Origin of the sequence: Paraburkholderia sp. J7, assembly GCF_905220155.1 — a bacterium.
Taxonomy (GTDB): Bacteria; Pseudomonadota; Gammaproteobacteria; order Burkholderiales; family Burkholderiaceae; genus Paraburkholderia.
On the sequence record NZ_CAJMYZ010000045.1, the window covers coordinates 1 to 17229 of the forward strand.

Here is a 17229-nt window from a genome sequence, read left to right on the forward strand (position 1 = left end):
GCGTCGACACGCCCTCGCCGACTTCGTGCACGACGCCCACGCCCTCGTGGCCGAGAATGCGGCCCGGCTCGCAGCTCGGCACGTCGCCCTTGAGAATGTGGAGATCGGTGCCGCAGATCGTCGTTTTCGACAGCTTGACGATTGCATCGCCGGGGCCCTGCAAGGCAGGCATCGGCCGCGTTTCGAGCGCGAACTTGCCCGGCCCGTTGTAGACCAGTGCTTTCATGTTCCCTCCGAGGATGTTTGGAACCACGCCCTGGCCGCGTAGCTCGCAGGATGGCCTGATCGACCCGCCGCGAATCTGTTGCGCCCAGGGTTCACGTCGCGGGCACCGATGCGAAGTGCCCACGCACAAATTCACGCACTCGCGCGAGGTTGGCTGAGGCCATGTCGGCAGCCATCGCCGGGCCGATCTCGTCGAAATGCAGGTGCCCGATCAGATTGAAACCGGATGCGCGGAAAACGTGCGTGTCCTGCAGCAGCTGCATCGCCTGCCACCGGCCGTCCTCCACGAACGAGGCCAGCGGCGCCGCCGAAACGGTCACCACGACGGCGCGGCGACCCGCCAGCAAGCCGTGCACGCCGTCCGGCTGCGTCTCGTACGCGAAGCCGCGGCTGAATACCCGGTCGACATAGCCTTTCATCATGGCGGGCATCGCCATCCACCAGAGCGGATAGATGACGGTCACGACATCCGCCGCGAGCACGTCTTTCTGCGCGATCACGACGTCGGCCATCCGAATGTGCGCGTCGCTTTGCTCGGTTAATTCCTGCGCGGACAGCACGGGATCGAACCCCATGCGATACAGGTCATGCACGCGCACGTCATGGCCCATGCGGACCAGCTCTCCAAGGTAGGCGCGCGTCACGCTCATGGTGAAGCTGTCTTCCACCGGATGCGCGACCACGATCAGGTGTTTCTGCATGGCGGTGGCTCCTCTCAAAAACCGCTACGCAGAGATCGTGCGCGCGCCCGCGATCGTCTGATTGACACACATCAAAGATATGCGGATTGCCCTGCTTGCGTGAGCCGCCAGTCTCCTTCGATCTGCGGCATCGCGCGGACGATCCGCACAGATTGACCAGGATCAATGCTTCCCGCGCCGCCAGTTCCATAGTGAATGCGTTGCGGCCGACCACGCGGCGCCGACCTGGCGCGCGCTCGAGTGCGTATTCCGACCCGGTTGGCCGAGCCCGTCACGGAGACCCGACATGGAATCTGCCACCCGACGCAGCGCGATACAGGTGATCCTGAGCGAACACCGACGCCTGACGAGCGTCGTCAACGGCATGCTGCGCGTGACCGAGCGCATGGCGTCCGATGCCAGTTCATCGGGCGCCATGCTCATGCGCGCAATGCTCTATTACATACGCGAATTTCCCGAGCAGATTCATCACCCGAAGGAGGAGCGATATCTGTTCGCACGGCTACGCGGGCGCACCGACGAACTGGATGCCGCAATCGACGAACTCGGGCGTCAGCACGAGGAAGGCGAGCAGTACATCCACGCCATCGAGCGCTCACTTACACGGTACGAACTGGAGGGTGCGGGCGCGTTGCCTGTGCTGCGCAGCGAAGTGAGCGCCTATGCCGACTTCTATGCCCAACACCGGCACCTTGAAGAGACCCTGATTCTGCCTGGCGCGCAGCGCTATCTGACCGTGGCCGACTGGGTGGAGATCGACGAGGCATTCGGCGCGAATCGCGATCCCTTCGAAAGTCTCGAGATTGAAGACAATCTCGACGATCTCTATGCGCTGATCGTCCAGACCATGCCGGACAGGCAAACCTGAACGCCGGAGCGCGGACCTGCCGGTTAGCGCGGCGAGGTGGAACTTCAGCGAGATCCCCCGCGCTTGCCGACCCTTGCCGGTGCACCGATCTGGTGAATTTCACCCGGCATCCCACGACAAATCGCCCGGTCTTTTCATGTGCTACGGCTTCACAGGCTGAGCGCGCCGGCATTGGCGCGCTCCTTGCTTTAGCCACGGCACGCTCGCTCTTGAGAATGCGGGTGACAAATCTCTTCGGAAATCCCAGGATGCAACACAAGCCCAAATCGCTCCAACGCCGCCGCTGGCTCGCCGCGCTGCTGGCCGTGCCCGCACTGACCTTCTTCACAGCTCAGACCGCCAACGCCGACGCACTCGACGCCATCGCCAAGCGCGGTGTGCTGCGCGTGGCTGTTCCCGAGGACTATCCGCCGTTTGGCGCGGTCGGCCCGGACATGCAGCCGCAAGGCTACGACATCGACATGGCTGCACTGCTCGCGAAGTCGATGAAGGTCAAGTTGCAGCTCGTGCCAGTCAATAGCGCAAACCGGATTCCCTACCTGCAGACCGACAAGGTCGACCTCGTGATCTCCTCGCTCGGCAAAACGCCGGACCGCGAAAAGGTCATCGATTTTTCGCAGCCCTATGCCCCCTACTTCCAGGGCGTGTTCGGGCCGGCCGATATCAAGGTGGCGGGACCTGCGGACCTCACCGGCAAGACCGTCGGCGCGACGCGCGGCGCACTCGAAGAAGTCGCGCTCACCAACATGGCGCCCAACGCCACCATCCGCCGCTTCGACGACAACAACGCGACCATTCAGGCGTTTCTCTCCGGCCAGGTGCAGCTGATCGCGGCGGGCAATATCGTCGCCGCGACGATCCTCGCAAAACACCCGCCGCGCGAACCGCAGATGAAGTTCGTCATCAAGGACTCGCCTTGCTTCGTGGGCCTCAACAAGAACGAGCCGCAACTGCTCACCAAGGTCAACGCGGCGATCGAGGAGGCGAAGAAGGACGGCTCGCTCCAGGCGATGTCGAAGAAGTGGTTTGGCCAGCCCTTGCCCGCCAATCTTTGACGCCTTGCGCCGCCGCCATGCGCGGCGGGCGCTTTCACCTCTGCACACCCGTCATATTTTCATGAGCTATCAGCTTCAGTTCGGCGACCTCGCGGGCTACGCCGGCATGTTCGCGAGCGGTGCGTCCGTCACGCTCGCGCTCACGGCGGCCTCGACGCTGCTCGGCATCAGCCTCGGCGTCGCGGGCGCGGCCGTCTACCAGAGCCGCCGCACGGCGCCGCGCACGGTCGTGCACGCCTATGTGGAGGCCATTCGCAACACGCCGTTTCTCGTGCAGCTTTTCTTCGTGTTCTTCGGGCTGCCCGCGCTCGGCGTGCACATCGGGGAATACACGGCAGCCGTGCTCGCGATGACGCTGAACCTCGGTGCATATTCCGTCGAGATCCTGCGTGCCGGCATTGACGCGGTGCCGCGCGGACATCGCGAGGCCGCCGCGGCGCTCGCGATGTCGAGCCGCGAAACCTTCGTGCACGTGCTGCTTCCGCAAGCGTTCGCGAAGGTGTTTCCCGCGCTGGCGAGCCAGATCGTCATCACGATGCTCGGCTCGGCCGTCGTCTCGCAGATCTCGGTCGCGGATCTCACGTATGCGGCGGGTTACGTGCAGTCGCGCAATTTCCGCGCGTTCGAAACGTATTTCCTCATCGCCGGGATCTATCTCGTGATGGCGCTCCTCTTGCGCGCCGCCCTCACCGCCGCCGGCCGGCGACTGTTCACGCGCAACCTGCGAGGCGCGCGATGATCGAATTCACATTCGCGCAGATCGTCGAAGGTTTGCTGCTGGCCGCGCGCTGGACCGTTCTGCTCTCGCTGGTTTCATTCGTGACCGGCGGCGTGGTGGGCTTGCTGCTGCTCGTCATGCGCGTGTCGAACTCACGCGTGCTGCGCTCGCTCGTGCGCATTTACATCGAGGTGTTCCAGGGCACGCCGTTGCTGCTGCAGCTCTTTATCGTCTACTTCGGGTTGCCGCTGCTCGGCATCGACGTCTCGGCGTGGATGGCGGCCACGCTCGGCCTCACGTTCTTCACGAGCGCGTATCTCGCCGAAATCTGGCGCGGCTGCGTGGAGGCGGTGCCGAAGGGCCAGTGGGAGGCGTCGGCCAGTCTGGCCATGAACTATTTCGAGCAATTGCGCCATGTGATCCTGCCGCAAGCCGCGCGCATCGCCATCGGCCCGACCGTGGGTTTTGGCGTGCAGGCCATCAAGGACACGGCGCTAGTCTCGATCATCGGCTTTGCCGAACTCACGAAGGCCGGCACACAAATTTCGAACGCGACGTTTCGGCCGTTTCTGGTCTACGGACTCGTCGCGCTGATCTATTTCGCCCTGTGCTATCCGCTTACGCGGTATGCGCGGGTGCTGCAAAGGAAATGGCATGCCGCTCGTTAAGACCGAAGGCGTCGAAAAGCAGTTCGGCGCCCACCCTGTACTGAAGGGAATCGACCTGACTGTCGAACGCGGCCAGGTGGTCAGCATCATCGGGCGCAGCGGCTCCGGCAAGAGCACCTTGCTGCGGGCGCTGAACGGACTCGAAAGCATCGACGCGGGCTCGATCGAGATCGACGGCGAACACGTCGATGCACGCCACGCGGACCTGCGCGCGCTGCGGCTGAAAGTTGGCATGGTCTTTCAGCAATACAACCTGTTTCCGCATCTCACCGCTTGCGAAAACGTGATGCTTGCGCAAACGGTCGTCAAGAAAACGCCACGCAAGGAGGCCCGGGCCATCGCACAGGAGATGCTCGAGCGCGTGGGCCTGGGCGGCAAATTCGACGCGTATCCCGATCAACTCTCGGGCGGACAGCAACAGCGCGTCGCCATTGCGCGCGCGCTCGCCATGAAGCCGAGCGTGCTGCTCTGCGACGAAATCACATCTGCGCTCGACCCCGAACTTGTGGGCGAGGTGTTGGGCGTGGTGGAAAGCCTCGCGCGCGAGGACATGACGCTCATCATGGTCACGCACGAAATGCGCTTCGCGCGCGCCGTGAGCGACACCGTGGTGTTCATGCACGAAGGCCGCGTATGGGAAAGCGGACCGCCCGAGCAAATTTTCGGCAGTCCGTCAACGGTGGAGCTACGCCGCTTCATTCAGTGACGGTTATCCTCCTCGCCGTTAGGGATGCCTTCCATCGGACACTCGGGGGTGCCCGGCGTCGTACGCGTGAGCGCTTCCACCGTGCGCCGCGTGCCTTCGGGGTCCGTTACCCAGTTCCGGTAGAAGCCGAACGGACACGCGGCAACCCCGTTGGCGCCGTCGCCCGAATTGATCGTGCCCGTGTAGCCGCGATGCAGCAGCTTGTACAGATGATTCTGCGACTGCATGTTGCGTCGCGCGTCGCGAATCATGCTTAGCGAAAGCTCGGCATACTGCACGCCCATCTCTTCCTCACCGCATTCGCCGAGCGTGCGCCCGTCGAAGCCGACAATCGCCGAATGGCCGAAGTACGAATACACGCCGTCCCAGCCCGTGGCATTCGCCACGGCCACATACGTGTTGTTCATCCACGCCATGGCTTTCGCGACCATGACCTGCTGCTCCTTGGCCGGGTACATGTAGCCCTGGCAGCGCACGATCAGCTCCGCGCCGCCCATGGCGCAGTCGCGCCAGATCTCCGGATAGTTGCCGTCGTCGCAGATAATGAGGCTGATCTTGAGGCCCTTCGGCCCTTCCGTCACGTAGGTGCGATCGCCGGGATACCAGCCTTCGATCGGCGTCCACGGCATGATCTTGCGATACTTCTGCACGATCTCGCCGCGATTGTCGATCAGCACGAGCGTGTTGTACGGCACCTTGTGCGGATGTTCCTCGTGGCGCTCGCCGGTCAGCGAAAACACGCCCCACACGTTGGCTTTGCGGCACGCGGCGGCAAAGATGTCGGTTTCCTCGCCGGGCACCGTGGACGCCGTATCGAACATCTCCTGCCGGTCGTACATGATTCCGTGCGTCGAATACTCGGGGAAGACCACGAGGTCCATGCCCGGCAAGCCCTGCTTCATGCCGACCACCATCTCGGCAATGTTCCGCGCGTTTGCGAGCACCTCGGCCTTCGTGTGCAGTCGCGGCATCTTGTAGTTGACGACCGCGACGCCCACGCAGTCGCGGCTGCTCGAAATATCACCATGTCGCATAGTTTGCTCTCCTGATAAGTCGGTTCAATGGCTGATCATCCACGGCCGCCCCGCCGGGCGCTTGAGGCCGCCGGACGGCGCGCCCGCGAGCTTCGCGCCGCCGCCCGAACAGCAACTGCAACCGGGGCGATGGCGCAGCGGCGGCCCGTCGCCGGACTGACGCGGCGCATGCGCCGCGCGATCGTTCGTCGCGTGCGCATGGCGGCGCGTGCCTGCCATCAACGCGAGCGCAGGCGCGCTGATCACGCGCGATCCTTCGCCGCCGCAATCAGGACAACGGCACGGCTTTTCGCGATCGGCAATGCGGCGCATGACGGCAAACGGACCGCAGCTCGCGCATTCGAAGTCGTAGATCGGCATGACGGGTTCCTCGTGTGACGATGTGACGATCGATTACGCTTTCGCGAGATCGGGCGAGCACGGCAGATCGACGCCGCCCTTGATGTGCTGGATCGGGCCATCGGCATTCGGTCGAATGTCGAAGTCGAAGATCTGCGTGGGCAGCCACAACGTCGCGCACGCGTTCGGAATATCGACGACACCGCTGATATGCCCTTGCACCGGCGCGCAACCAAGCAGTGAATACGCCTGCGCGCCCGAGTAGCCGAACTTCTTCAAATACTCGATGGCGTTCAGGCACGCCTGGCGGTACGCAACGGTCACATCGAGATAGTGCTGGCTGCCCTGCTCGTCGACGGAAATGCCTTCGAAGATCAGATAATCGTTGTACGTCGGCGTGATCGGACTCGGCTGGAACACAGGATTGCGAATGCCGTATTTCGCCATGCCGCCCTTGATGACATTCACGCGCATGTGCACCCAGCCAGCCATTTCGATCGCGCCGCAGAACGTGATCTCGCCGTCGCCCTGGCTAAAGTGCAGGTCGCCGACAGAGAGGCCCGCGCCATCCACGTAAACCGGGAAAAACACCTTCGAGCCGCGCGACAGGTCCTTGATGTCGCAATTGCCGCCATGCTCGCGCGGCGGCACGGTGCGCGCGCCTTCGGCGGCGGCTTTGTCGCGCGCCTCGCCTGCCAGCTTGCCCATGTGCGCCGTGGCCGCGAACGGCGGATTCGCCAGCGGCGGCACGCGCTCGGGCGCGGTCGCGATCAAACCGGTTTCGCGCGCGTTCCACGTTTCGAGCAGCTTCGGGTCGGGCAGGCAGCCGATGAGCCCCGGATGAATCAGGCCCGCGAAATTCACGCCCGGAATATGGCGCGAACTCGTATACACACCATGGAAATCCCAGATCGACTTTTGCGCGTCGGGGAAATGATCGGTGAGAAAACCGCCGCCGTTCGACTTCGAGAAGAAGCCGTTGAAGCCCCACTGGCTGTCCGATTTCGCGCCGATGTCGAGCAGATCGACCACGAGCAGGTCGCCCGGCTCCGCGCCGCGCACGCCCACCGGGCCCGAGAGAAAATGCACGATCGAAAGGTCGATGTCGCGCACGTCGTCGGCGCTGTCGTCGTTCTTGATGAAGCCGCCGGTCCAGTCGTACGTTTCGAGCACGAAGTCGTCGCCGGGATTGACCCAGCAGGCCATGGGGATATCCGGATGCCAGCGATTGTGGACCTGTTCGTTTTCGTAGGCGGACTGGTTCAGGTCGACCTTGATGAGAGTTTCAGGCATTGCGTTCGCTCCTTGGTTCGAAGGTGGTCAGGTTGTGAAGCTCGGCGTTCACACGGAGAGGTATTCGCGTATGCGATCGGTGTCACCGGCGTCGCGCGTGCTTTGATGCACGAAGCGCCCGCCTTCGATCACGAAGAGCCGGTCCGCGACGTCGAGCGCGAAACTCAGCACCTGCTCCGACACGACGATGGCGATGTTGCGTGTCTGGCGAATCTGATTCAGCGCCTTCGCGATGTCTTTGATGACGGACGGCTGAATGCCCTCGGTCGGCTCGTCGAGCAGCAGCACTTTCGGGTCGGTCGCGAGCGCGCGCGCGATGGCGAGTTGCTGCTGCTGGCCGCCCGAGAGATTGCCGCCCTTGCGGCGCCGCATGTCGAATAGCACGGGAAAGAGCGCGTAAATGTCGTCGGGTATGCGCTGGCTCTGCGCGTTTTCGAGTCCCGTCTGAATGTTTTCCTCGACGCTCAGCGAAGCGAAAATCTGCCTCCCTTGCGGCACGTAGCCGATACCCTTCGCAACGCGCCGGTAACTCTCGTCCTTCGAAACGTCGGCGCCGCCCACGCGCACCGTGCCGCGATTGGCGGGCAGCATGCCGATGAGCGCCTTGAAAAGCGTGGTCTTGCCCATGCCGTTGCGGCCCATCACCGCAACGCTTTCGCCATTGGCCACCGAAAAGCCGATGCCGTGCAGTACTTCGCTCTGGCCGTAGCTCACGACGAGATCGTCGACTTCCAGCATGATGTGTCCTCCGTTCAGTCGTTCTGTCGTTCAATGGCCAAGATAGACGTCGATCACGCGCGGATCGGCCTGCACCTGCGCCATCGGCCCTTCCGCGAGAATCTTGCCTTGATGCATTACCGTGACCTTGTGCGCAATGCGCTCGACGAACGCCATGTCGTGCTCGATCACGATCATCGAGCGGTTGCGGCAGATGCGGTCGAGCAGCTCGGCAGTCAATTCGCGCTCGCGCACGCTCATGCCCGCAATCGGTTCGTCGAGCATCAATAGTTCGGGATCCTGCATGAGCAGCATGCCGATTTCGAGCCATTGCTTCTGGCCGTGCGAAAGCAACCCGGCCTCCAGATCGAGCAACGCGGCAAGACCGATCTCGTCGGCGACGGCGCGCACGCGGTCGGCCACTTCGTCGTCCTCGCGATACGCGAGTGCGCCGAACACACTGCGCCCGCGCGGAAACGACACCTCCAGGTTTTGCGCGACGCTCAGGTTTTCGTAGATCGACGGCGTCTGGAACTTGCGGCCAATGCCCTTGCGCACACGCCGGAATTCCGCGAGCTTCGTGATTTCCTCGTTGCGGAACTTGATGCTGCCCGCCGTTTCCTTCGTCTTGCCGCAAATGAGGTCGAGCAGCGTGGTCTTGCCCGCGCCGTTCGGTCCGATCACGACGCGCAGTTCGCCGCGCTCGAGATAGAGATTCAGCGAATCGATCGCCTTGAAGCCGTCGAACGACACGGTCAAGTCTTCGATCGCGAGCAGAAAGTCAGTGTTGCTCATGCTTCATGCCTCCTTGTTCGCCTCGCCGAGCCAGCGCCGCACGCGCGGGCGCACATGCTCTTCGTAGAGCCCTGCGAGCCCGTTCGGAAACGCCATCACCACGCCGATGAACATCGCCGCCATTAGATAGAGCCAGAGATTCGGAAAGCTCTCCGAGAACCAGCTCTTGCCAAGATTGACGAGAATCGCACCGTACACCGCGCCCACGAGCGACATGCGTCCGCCGATTGCCGCGTAGATCACCATCTCGATGGACGGCACGATGCCGACGAACGACGGCGACATGAAGCCCACCTGCAATGTGAACATCGCACCGCCAATGGCCGAGAGCAGCGCCGCGAGACAGAACGCGAACACCTTGAACATGGCCACGTCGTAGCCGGAAAAGCGCACGCGGTCTTCCTTGTCGCGCATGGCGAGCAGCAGCGTGCCTGCCTTGCTGCGCTGGACCCAGCGGCAAGCGAGCAACGCGCCGATCAGCAGCACCGCGTTGACGAAATAGAGCACGAGCTTCGCGTGGTCGGTGCGAATGTCCCAGCCGAGCAGCGTGCGCAGGTCGGTGATGCCGTTCACGCCGCCCGTATAGCCCTGCTGGCCGATGATCAACACCGAGAGAATCAGCGCGACGGCTTGGGTGATGATCGCGAAGTACACGCCGCCCACGCGCCGCTTGAACATGGCGTAGCCGATCACGAACGCAAGCGCCGTCGGCACGACGAGCACCGCGAGAATCGAGAACGGCAGCGAGTGAAACGGTTTCCACCACGTGGGCAGCGCCGTGAGCTGGTTCCAGTCCATGAAGTCGGGAATGCCGGGCGTGGTCTGCGTGCGCGTCGCGGCCGGGTCGGACGCTTCGAGCTTGAGGAACATCGCCATCGCATAGCCGCCGAGGCCGAAGAACACGCCCTGCCCGAGGCTCAGCACGCCGCCGTAGCCCCACGCGATCACGAGGCCCATGGCCACGAACGCATAGGTCAGGTACTTGCCCATGAGGTTCAGCCGGAATGTGTCGAGCGCGAGCGGAAACACAATCACGATCAGCACCGCGAGAATCGCGATGCCTGCGTAGCCCGACGCGTCGAGCCGCGCCGCGACCGCGCGCCAGCCGCCCGGCGCCGCGCCGGAGCCGGATCGCGGGGAGACGCCGCCCGCCACGGGTTGGATGGGTTCCATGTCCATCTCTCCATACAAGTGAAACAGTGAATGAACCGCGCGCGCGAGCGCGCACCCGGCAACGCCCTTAACGCCCTTAATCTCCTTACACGCGCCGCACCTTCGAGGCGAACAAGCCCTGCGGACGCAGCATCAGGATCACGACAACCGTGAGCAGCGTGAGCACGCGTGCGATCGAGCCCGAGAGGAAGAACTCGCTGATCGACTGCATCTGCGCGATGCCGAACGCCGAGGCCACCGTACCGAGCAGGCTCGCCGCGCCGCCGAACGTCACGACGAGAAACGAATCGACGATGTAGAGCGAGCCGCTCGTCGGCCCGGTCGAGCCGATCGCCGTGAACGCCGCGCCCGCCACGCCCGCGATGCCGCAGCCGATGGCGAAGGTCATACGGTCGGTGCGGCGCGTGTTGATGCCCGCCGCGTTCGCCATCGGCCGGTTGGCGACCGTGGCGCGCACCCGCAGCCCCCAGCGCGAGCGATAGAGCGCGAGCAGCAAGCCGCCCGTCATGAGCAGCGCGAGCCCCATGACGAACATGCCGCTCACGGGAATGTCGAGCCCCGGCGCCGGCTCCCACGAACCCATCAGCCAGTCGGGCAGCGCGGGGCTCACTTCCTTCGGCCCGAAGGTCGAGCGAAACACCTGCTGCATGCCGAGGCTCAGGCCCCAGGTGGCGAGCAGCGTGTCGAGCGGGCGCCGGTAGAGATGCCGGATGAGCGCCCATTCGGCAAGCCAGCCCGCCGCAAACGCCAGGCCGAACGCCGCGAAGATCGCGAAGAAGAAGTACACCGGCGTGAACGCGTGCCAGACGTTCTGCGCGAACCACGAAAACATGTACACGGTGTAGGCGCCGATCGTCATGAATTCGCCGTGCGCCATGTTGATCACGCCCATCTGGCCGAAGATCACAGCCAGCCCGAGCCCCATCAGAAGCAGGACGCTGAACAGGCTCAAACCGGCGAAGCCCTGCATCAGCGTGATGTTGAAAATGTCGGTAGCGGACATCGAGCGCTCCTCGCGCGGCGGCGCTTGATGCGCGCCGCGCAGCTTCGGTTGACGGATTACATGTAGCCCTTCGGGAACGGATTCGGCTGGATCGGTTGCGCCGACTGCGCGACGACCTTGAACTGGCCGTCCGCCTGGCCCTCGCCGATCAGCGAGCGGCTCCACAGGTGATGGTTCGCATCGACCTTCGCGTAGCCCTGCGGCGCGTTGCCGACCTCGATGCCCGCCGACGACGCCACGACCTTGTCCACGTCGAAGCTGCCCGCGCGCTCGCACGCGGCCTTCCAGATCCACGGGCCGAGATACGCGGCCTGGGTGACGTCGCCGATCACGGCCTTCTGCCCGTAGCGCGCCTTGAATGCCGCGACGAACTTCTTGTTGTTGTCGTTATCGAGCGACTGGAAGTACTTCATCGACGAGTAGAAGCCCGCGAAGTTGTCGCCGCCGATGCCGAGCACTTCGTCTTCGGTCACTGAAAGCGTGAGCAGGAACTGCTTCTGCGGGGTGATGCCGGCCGCTTTCAGTTGCTTGTAGAACGCCACGTTCGAGCCGCCCACCACGGTCGCGAAGATGCAGTCGGGGCGCGCGAGCTTGATCTTGTTCATCAGCGAATTGAATTCGGTCGTGCCGAGCGGGTAATACTCTTCGCCCACGACCTTCGCGTGCAGATGCTGCTCGATATGGCGGCGCGCGATCTTGTTCGAGGTGCGCGGCCAGATATAGTCCGAGCCGATCAGGAAGAACGTCTTGGCTTTCTTCGTGTTCGACGCCCAGTCGAGCGCCCAGAGAATCTGCTGGGTGGCTTCCTGGCCCGTGTAGAACACGTTCTTCGACTGCTCGAGGCCTTCGTAGAAGGTCGGGTAGTACAGCAGGCCGTTGTCCTTCTCGAACACCGGCAGCACCGCCTTGCGCGAGGCCGAGGTCCAGCAGCCGAACACGGCGGCGACGTGATCGTTTTCGAGCAGCTTCTTCGACTTCTCCGCGAAGGTGGGCCAGTCGGACGCGCCGTCTTCCTGAATGATCTGGATCTTGCGGCCAAGCACGCCGCCCATGGCGTTGATCTGCTCGATGGCGAGGCGTTCGGCCTGAATCGAGCCGGTCTCGGAGATCGCCATCGTGCCTGTAGCCGAATGCAGCTGGCCCACCGTCACCGTCGTGTCGGTCACGGCAAGGCCCGTGGTGTTGACCTTCGCTGTGGGCGGCGTTTGCGCAAACGAGGTGCGCGGCATGCCGAGCGCCATCAGCGGCGCGGCGGCGAGGCCGCCGAGCAGTTTGCGGCGCAGCGGCGACGGCATGCGGGCATCGTCATCGATTCGATCGTCTGCGGACATCACGTTCTCCTTATCGGGCGCCCTGCGCTTCGTGTCAGGGCTGGGTCGAGGTTGGACGCAATGTAGAAAGCCAAATTGGCAATCGAAATACGTCGATTGACGTATTCCCCGCTTTCGCACTGGAATGTAATTTGCATTGACCTTCGATCCCACCGCGATCCCGCCGCTTTCGCACCAATCCGGATCATCTTCATGTCCCAAAGTCCCCCGCCAGTGGGCGCGCCCAGCACGCAGCGCATCGTCAAGGTGCGACGCGACTACAACGCCTGGGTCGGCGACGAAACGCTCGAAGACTACGCGCTGCGCTTCACGCCGCGCTCGTTTCGCCGCTGGTCGGAACTGCGCGTGGCCAATACGGCAATTGGCGCCGTATCGTTTCTCGTGCTCGAGGCAATCGGGGGCAGTCTCGTCATCAACTACGGCTTTACGAACGCGATCTGGGCCATCGCCGCCGTTTCGGTGCTGATCTGGCTCACGAGCCTGCCGATCAGCTATTACGCGGCGCGCTATGGCGTCGACATGGACCTGCTCACGCGCGGCGCGGGCTTCGGCTATATCGGCTCGACGCTCACCTCGCTGCTCTACGCCGTCTTCACGTTTATTTTTTTCGCGCTCGAAGCGGCCATCATGTCGCTCGCGCTGCAACTCTATTTCCACATCTCGCTCGGGATCGCGTATGTGCTGAGTTCGCTCGTCGTGATCCCGATCGTGATGTTCGGCATCACGCTGATCAACCGCCTGCAAAGCTGGACGCAGCCGCTCTGGCTCGTGCTGTTCGCGCTGCCCTATGCGGCGGTGCTGTGGCGTCATCCGGGCCTCGTGCGCGAATGGACGACGTTCGCGGGCTTCGCGCCGCAAGGCCGCGCGTTCAGCTTGATCGCGTTCGGTCAGGCCTCGACCGTGGTGTTCGCGCTGATCGTGCAGGTCGGCGAACAGGTGGACTATTTGCGTTTTTTACCGCCGCTCACGGCGCGCAACCGCACGCGCTGGTGGCTGGCCCTCCTTTCGGCGGGCCCGGGCTGGATCGTGCCCGGCGCGCTGAAGATGCTCGGCGGCGCGTTTCTCGCCTTCGTCGCGATCCAGCATGAGGTCGATGCCTCGCACGCCGCGCAGCCCACGCAGATGTACCTCGTCGCCTATCATCTGCTGCTCGATCCGCTCGGACTCGCGAGCTGGGCACTGCCCGTGATGACGCTCTTCGTGATCGTTTCGCAGTTGAAGATCAACGTGACGAACGCCTATGCGGGCTCGCTCGCGTGGTCGAACTTCTTCGCCCGGCTCACGCACAGTCACCCGGGCCGCGTGGTCTGGCTCGTGTTCAACGTGATGATTGCCTTGCTGCTCGTGGAAATGGGCGTATTCGACGCCATCGGCAAGGTGCTGTCGCTCTACGCGAACATTGCGATTGCGTGGGTGGGCGCGTTGTTTGCCGATCTCGTCATCAACAAGCCGCTCGGCTATAGCCCGCGTTATATCGAGTTCAAGCGCGCGCATCTGTACGACGTGAATCCCGTGGGCGTGGGCGCCATGCTGATCGCGGCAGCGGTCGCGATGCTCGCGCAAAGCGGCATGCTCGGCGTGCTTGCGCAAGCGATGTCATCGTTCATCGCGTTCGGCGTGGCGTTCGTGTGTGCGCCGGCGATCGCGATCGCCACGCGCGGGCGCTACTACATCGCGCGGGCCGCGCAGCCCACGGGCGACGCCGTTTCGCTGCGCTGCGCGATTTGCGAGAACGCCTTCGAACCCGACGACACCGCGTACTGTCCCGCTTACGGCGGCACCATCTGTTCGCTGTGCTGCTCGCTCGACTCGCGCTGCCACGACCGCTGCAAACCGCACGCGCGCTTCGCCGCGCAGGCCGACCGCGCGCTGCACCGCGTGTTTCCGCGCATTCGGCTCGGCCCCGCCGCGCTGCGTCTCACGCATTACGCGAGCCTCGTGGTCGCGATGCTGGCGGTGCTCGCGAGCGTGCTGTATCTGATCTGGTCGCAGAGCGTGACGACGCTTGCCGCCAACGATGCGTCGTTCGACGGCGCCATTGCGGGCAGCTTCCTGAAGATATTTTTCTCGCTCTCTCTGGTGGGCTGCATCGCGGCATGGTGGTTCGTGCTCGAGCGCGAAAGCCGGCGCGTCACGCAGGAAGAATCGCAGCGGCAAAACGAATTGCTGATGCTCGAAATCGACGCACACCAGAAGACCGACGCCGCGCTCAAACGCGCAACGGCCGCCGCCGAATCGGCGAATCAGGCCAAGAGCCGCTACGTTACCGGCTTGAGCCACGAGTTGCGCACGCCGCTCAATAGCATTCTCGGCTATGCGCAATTGTTGTTGCAGGCGAAAGACGAGCTTTCGGCGACCCGTTATAACGCGGTGCGCACGATCCACCGCAGCGGCGAACATCTGCTCGCGCTGGTCGACGGCCTGCTCGACGTCGCGCGTATCGAAGCGGGCAAGCTGCAACTGAACATCGCGCGCGTGCCGCTCGCCGATTTCGTCGCGCACGTCACGTCGATGCTGCGCCCGCAGGCGCTCGAAAAGGCGCTGGCCTTCGACGTGCAGACCGTCGGCCGCCTGCCCGCCACGGTGCGCTCCGACCAGAAGTGCATGGGCCAGATCCTCACTAACCTGATCGGCAACGCCATCCGCTTCACCTCCGCCGGCACCGTGACGTTGCGCGTGAGTCACGCGCTCGACACGCTCAAGTTCGAAGTGATCGACACCGGCCCCGGCATTCCGGCGGCCGAGATGGAGCGCCTGTTCCTGCCCTTCGAGCGCGGCGACGCCGCGCACGCGCATGACCACGGCGCGGGCCTTGGCCTCACGATCTGCCGGCTGCTCACGCAGGCGCTCGGCGGCAGCCTCGAAGTTGACAGCGAGGTGGGACGCGGCACGCGCTTCGTGGTGCGGCTCTTTGCGCCCGCCGTCGACAGCGCCGCCGACGCGCGCACCGAACTCGCGGCGATACGCGGTTATACGGGCGAGCGCCGTGCGATTCTCGTCGTCGACGACTTCGCGGATCAGCGCGGCATTGTCGTGCAACTGCTGACGCCGCTTGGCTTCGACGTCGCCGAGGCGGCGAGCGGCCCCGAGGCGCTGCGCTGGCTCGCCACGCACAGCGCCGACGCGATCATCATGGACATTTCCATGCCGCTCATGGACGGCTACGAAACCAGCCGCCTGATCCGCGAAAACCAGTTGTCGAATGCGCCCGTCGTGCTGCTTTCGGCCAACGCGTTCGCCGACGACCGCGAACGCGCGAGCGCGACCGGTTGCGCCGGCTATCTTGTGAAGCCGCTGCAGGTGAACGTGCTGCTCGACAAACTCGCGCAACTGCTAGCGCTCGACTGGATTGCATCCGATACGTCATTGCCCGCGCCCGCGCAGGCCGGTGCGGCCTCGCTCAACGCCGCCTGGCCGCCAGCGGTGCTCGAACGCCTGCGCGCGCACCTCGAAGTCGGCTACGTGCAAGGCGTGATCGAGCAGCTCGACACGGCCCGCGCCACGTGGCCTGCGCTGCAAGAGCATATCGATGTGCTGCGCGCATTGGCGGAACGCTTTCAGCTAAGGGAACTCGAGCATGAACTCGACCGACTGCCTCGCTCCGCCGATGCGTGACGCGCAGGCCATGGGCGGCGCCAACGCGGCGCCTGGCTGGCTTGACGACCGGCCTGTCGTATTGATCGTCGACGATACGCCGGACAACCTCGCATTTCTTTCCGACACGCTCCAGGCGCACGGTTACGCGGTGCTGGTCGCGCTCTCCGGCGAAGACGCGTTCAAGTGCCTCGCGCGCGTGACACCCGACGTCGTGCTGCTCGACGCGATGATGCCGGGCATGGACGGCTTCGAGACCTGCAGCCGCATGAAACAGGACGTGCGCCACGAGCACCTTCCCGTGATCTTCATGACGGCGTTGACCGAAAGCGAGCACGTGGTGCGCGGCTTTCGCGTGGGCGGCATCGACTATGTGACGAAACCCGTGCGGCCAGAGGAAGTGAGCGCGCGTATTGACGCGCACGTGCGGCGCTCGCGCGCGCAACTCTATGCGCACGCCGCGCTGTCGCTCGATACGCGCGCGGCCTTGATCGTGGGCGCCGATGGCGCGATCCGCTGGCAAAGTCCGCAGGCCGCGCGCCAGATCGCGGCCTACTCCGCCGCCGGCGCGGACCAGGCGGATGAGGCAACGCAAGCCAGTGCGCGCCTCAGCTTGCCGCCGCAGTTGCACGCCTGGTTCGAGGAGTGGCTTGCGCGCGGATGCCCACCCGACGCCGTTCACGAGTTCGCAGCGGGGCACGTTCGCCGCTCGGCGAGCGCGACGCCCGCGCCCGAGCCGGGCGAATGGATCGTTATCCTCAAGGAAATAGACGATACCGTCCATCGCAATGCACTCGGTGCGCGCTTCGGCCTGACGGCGCGCGAAGCCGAGGTGCTGCTCTGGGTGTCGCGCGGCAAAACCAATCGCGATATCGGCGACATTCTCGGTATGGCGCCCCGCACGGTCAACAAGCACCTCGAACATCTGTTCCGCAAGCTGCATGTCGAAACGCGCGCCGCCGCCGCCGCGCTGGCGATAAAAACGCTGGACCGGACCTGAATGCCGTCA

The 17229-nt window shown here is 64.3% G+C and carries 17 protein-coding genes; 7 read left to right on the forward strand and 10 right to left on the reverse strand.

From position 1 onward, the window contains the following. Both U5A58_RS39035 and U5A58_RS39040 read right to left on the reverse strand, forming a co-directional pair. Positions 1–226, reverse strand: a 226-nt coding sequence (locus tag U5A58_RS39035; RefSeq protein ID WP_321965279.1) for an alcohol dehydrogenase catalytic domain-containing protein, incomplete at its 3' end; no start/stop codon positions are given. Positions 227–317: 91 nt separating this feature from the next. Beyond that, positions 318–926 carry an NAD(P)H-dependent oxidoreductase gene (locus U5A58_RS39040; RefSeq protein ID WP_321965280.1) on the reverse strand — a complete coding sequence of 203 codons (609 nt, stop codon included), beginning with the start codon at positions 924–926 and terminating at the stop codon, positions 318–320. 286 nt (positions 927–1212) lie between these two features. On the opposite strand from U5A58_RS39040, the gene U5A58_RS39045 reads away from it, so the two are divergent. From U5A58_RS39045 to U5A58_RS39065, 5 genes are all read left to right on the forward strand, one after another. After that, positions 1213–1794 (forward strand): hemerythrin domain-containing protein, encoded by a 582-nt coding sequence (locus tag U5A58_RS39045; RefSeq protein WP_321965281.1) that lies wholly within the window; start codon positions 1213–1215, stop codon positions 1792–1794. Between the two features lie 248 nt (positions 1795–2042). Continuing rightward, positions 2043–2849, forward strand: coding sequence for a transporter substrate-binding domain-containing protein (locus tag U5A58_RS39050; protein ID WP_321965282.1), 807 nt, complete (start codon positions 2043–2045; stop codon positions 2847–2849). Positions 2850–2910: 61 nt separating this feature from the next. Then, the gene (locus tag U5A58_RS39055) at positions 2911–3588 is read left to right on the forward strand and encodes an amino acid ABC transporter permease (protein ID WP_321940304.1); all 678 of its coding nucleotides are present in this window, start codon (positions 2911–2913) and stop codon (positions 3586–3588) included. After that, positions 3585–4235 (forward strand): amino acid ABC transporter permease, encoded by a 651-nt coding sequence (locus U5A58_RS39060; RefSeq protein WP_321940303.1) that lies wholly within the window; start codon positions 3585–3587, stop codon positions 4233–4235. The genes U5A58_RS39055 and U5A58_RS39060 overlap by 4 nt, the downstream gene beginning before the upstream one ends. Beyond that, complete coding sequence (locus U5A58_RS39065) at positions 4222–4941, forward strand: amino acid ABC transporter ATP-binding protein (protein ID WP_321965283.1); 720 nt, start codon at positions 4222–4224, stop codon at positions 4939–4941. Before U5A58_RS39060 ends, U5A58_RS39065 begins: the two co-directional genes overlap by 14 nt. Here the strand turns inward: U5A58_RS39065 and U5A58_RS39070 are convergent. The 8 genes from U5A58_RS39070 to urtA all read right to left on the reverse strand — a co-directional run bounded on the left by U5A58_RS39070 (position 4935) and on the right by urtA (position 12626). Further along, the gene (locus U5A58_RS39070; RefSeq protein WP_321965284.1) at positions 4935–5975 is read right to left on the reverse strand and encodes an aliphatic amidase; all 1041 of its coding nucleotides are present in this window, start codon (positions 5973–5975) and stop codon (positions 4935–4937) included. The genes U5A58_RS39065 and U5A58_RS39070 overlap by 7 nt on opposite strands. A 24-nt stretch (positions 5976–5999) precedes the next feature. Further along, complete coding sequence (locus U5A58_RS39075; RefSeq protein WP_321965285.1) at positions 6000–6335, reverse strand: zinc ribbon domain-containing protein; 336 nt, start codon at positions 6333–6335, stop codon at positions 6000–6002. Positions 6336–6368: 33 nt separating this feature from the next. Next, entirely contained in the window at positions 6369–7607 is a 1239-nt protein-coding gene (gene fmdA / locus U5A58_RS39080; protein WP_321965286.1) for a formamidase, read from the reverse strand. Positions 7608–7655: 48 nt separating this feature from the next. Beyond that, on the reverse strand, positions 7656–8345 hold the full coding sequence (urtE, locus tag U5A58_RS39085) for an urea ABC transporter ATP-binding subunit UrtE (protein WP_110386303.1): 690 nt from the start codon (positions 8343–8345) through the stop codon (positions 7656–7658). Positions 8346–8375: 30 nt separating this feature from the next. After that, a complete protein-coding gene (urtD, locus tag U5A58_RS39090; protein ID WP_321917725.1) occupies positions 8376–9119 on the reverse strand; it encodes an urea ABC transporter ATP-binding protein UrtD in 744 nt (247 codons plus the stop codon). A 3-nt stretch (positions 9120–9122) separates the two neighbouring features. Then, complete coding sequence (urtC, locus tag U5A58_RS39095) at positions 9123–10292, reverse strand: urea ABC transporter permease subunit UrtC (protein ID WP_321965287.1); 1170 nt, start codon at positions 10290–10292, stop codon at positions 9123–9125. Between the two features lie 85 nt (positions 10293–10377). After that, entirely contained in the window at positions 10378–11295 is a 918-nt protein-coding gene (urtB, locus tag U5A58_RS39100; RefSeq protein WP_321917722.1) for an urea ABC transporter permease subunit UrtB, read from the reverse strand. A gap of 56 nt (positions 11296–11351) precedes the next feature. Continuing rightward, complete coding sequence (gene urtA, locus U5A58_RS39105; RefSeq protein WP_321917720.1) at positions 11352–12626, reverse strand: urea ABC transporter substrate-binding protein; 1275 nt, start codon at positions 12624–12626, stop codon at positions 11352–11354. 192 nt (positions 12627–12818) lie between these two features. Here urtA and U5A58_RS39110 point away from each other — a divergent pair, with 192 nt between their 5' ends. Then, a complete protein-coding gene (locus U5A58_RS39110) occupies positions 12819–16241 on the forward strand; it encodes an ATP-binding protein (protein ID WP_321965288.1) in 3423 nt (1140 codons plus the stop codon). A 10-nt stretch (positions 16242–16251) separates the two neighbouring features. Further along, positions 16252–17220 (forward strand): response regulator transcription factor, encoded by a 969-nt coding sequence (locus U5A58_RS39115; RefSeq protein ID WP_321949611.1) that lies wholly within the window; start codon positions 16252–16254, stop codon positions 17218–17220. The last annotated feature ends 9 nt before the right edge of the window (positions 17221–17229 follow it).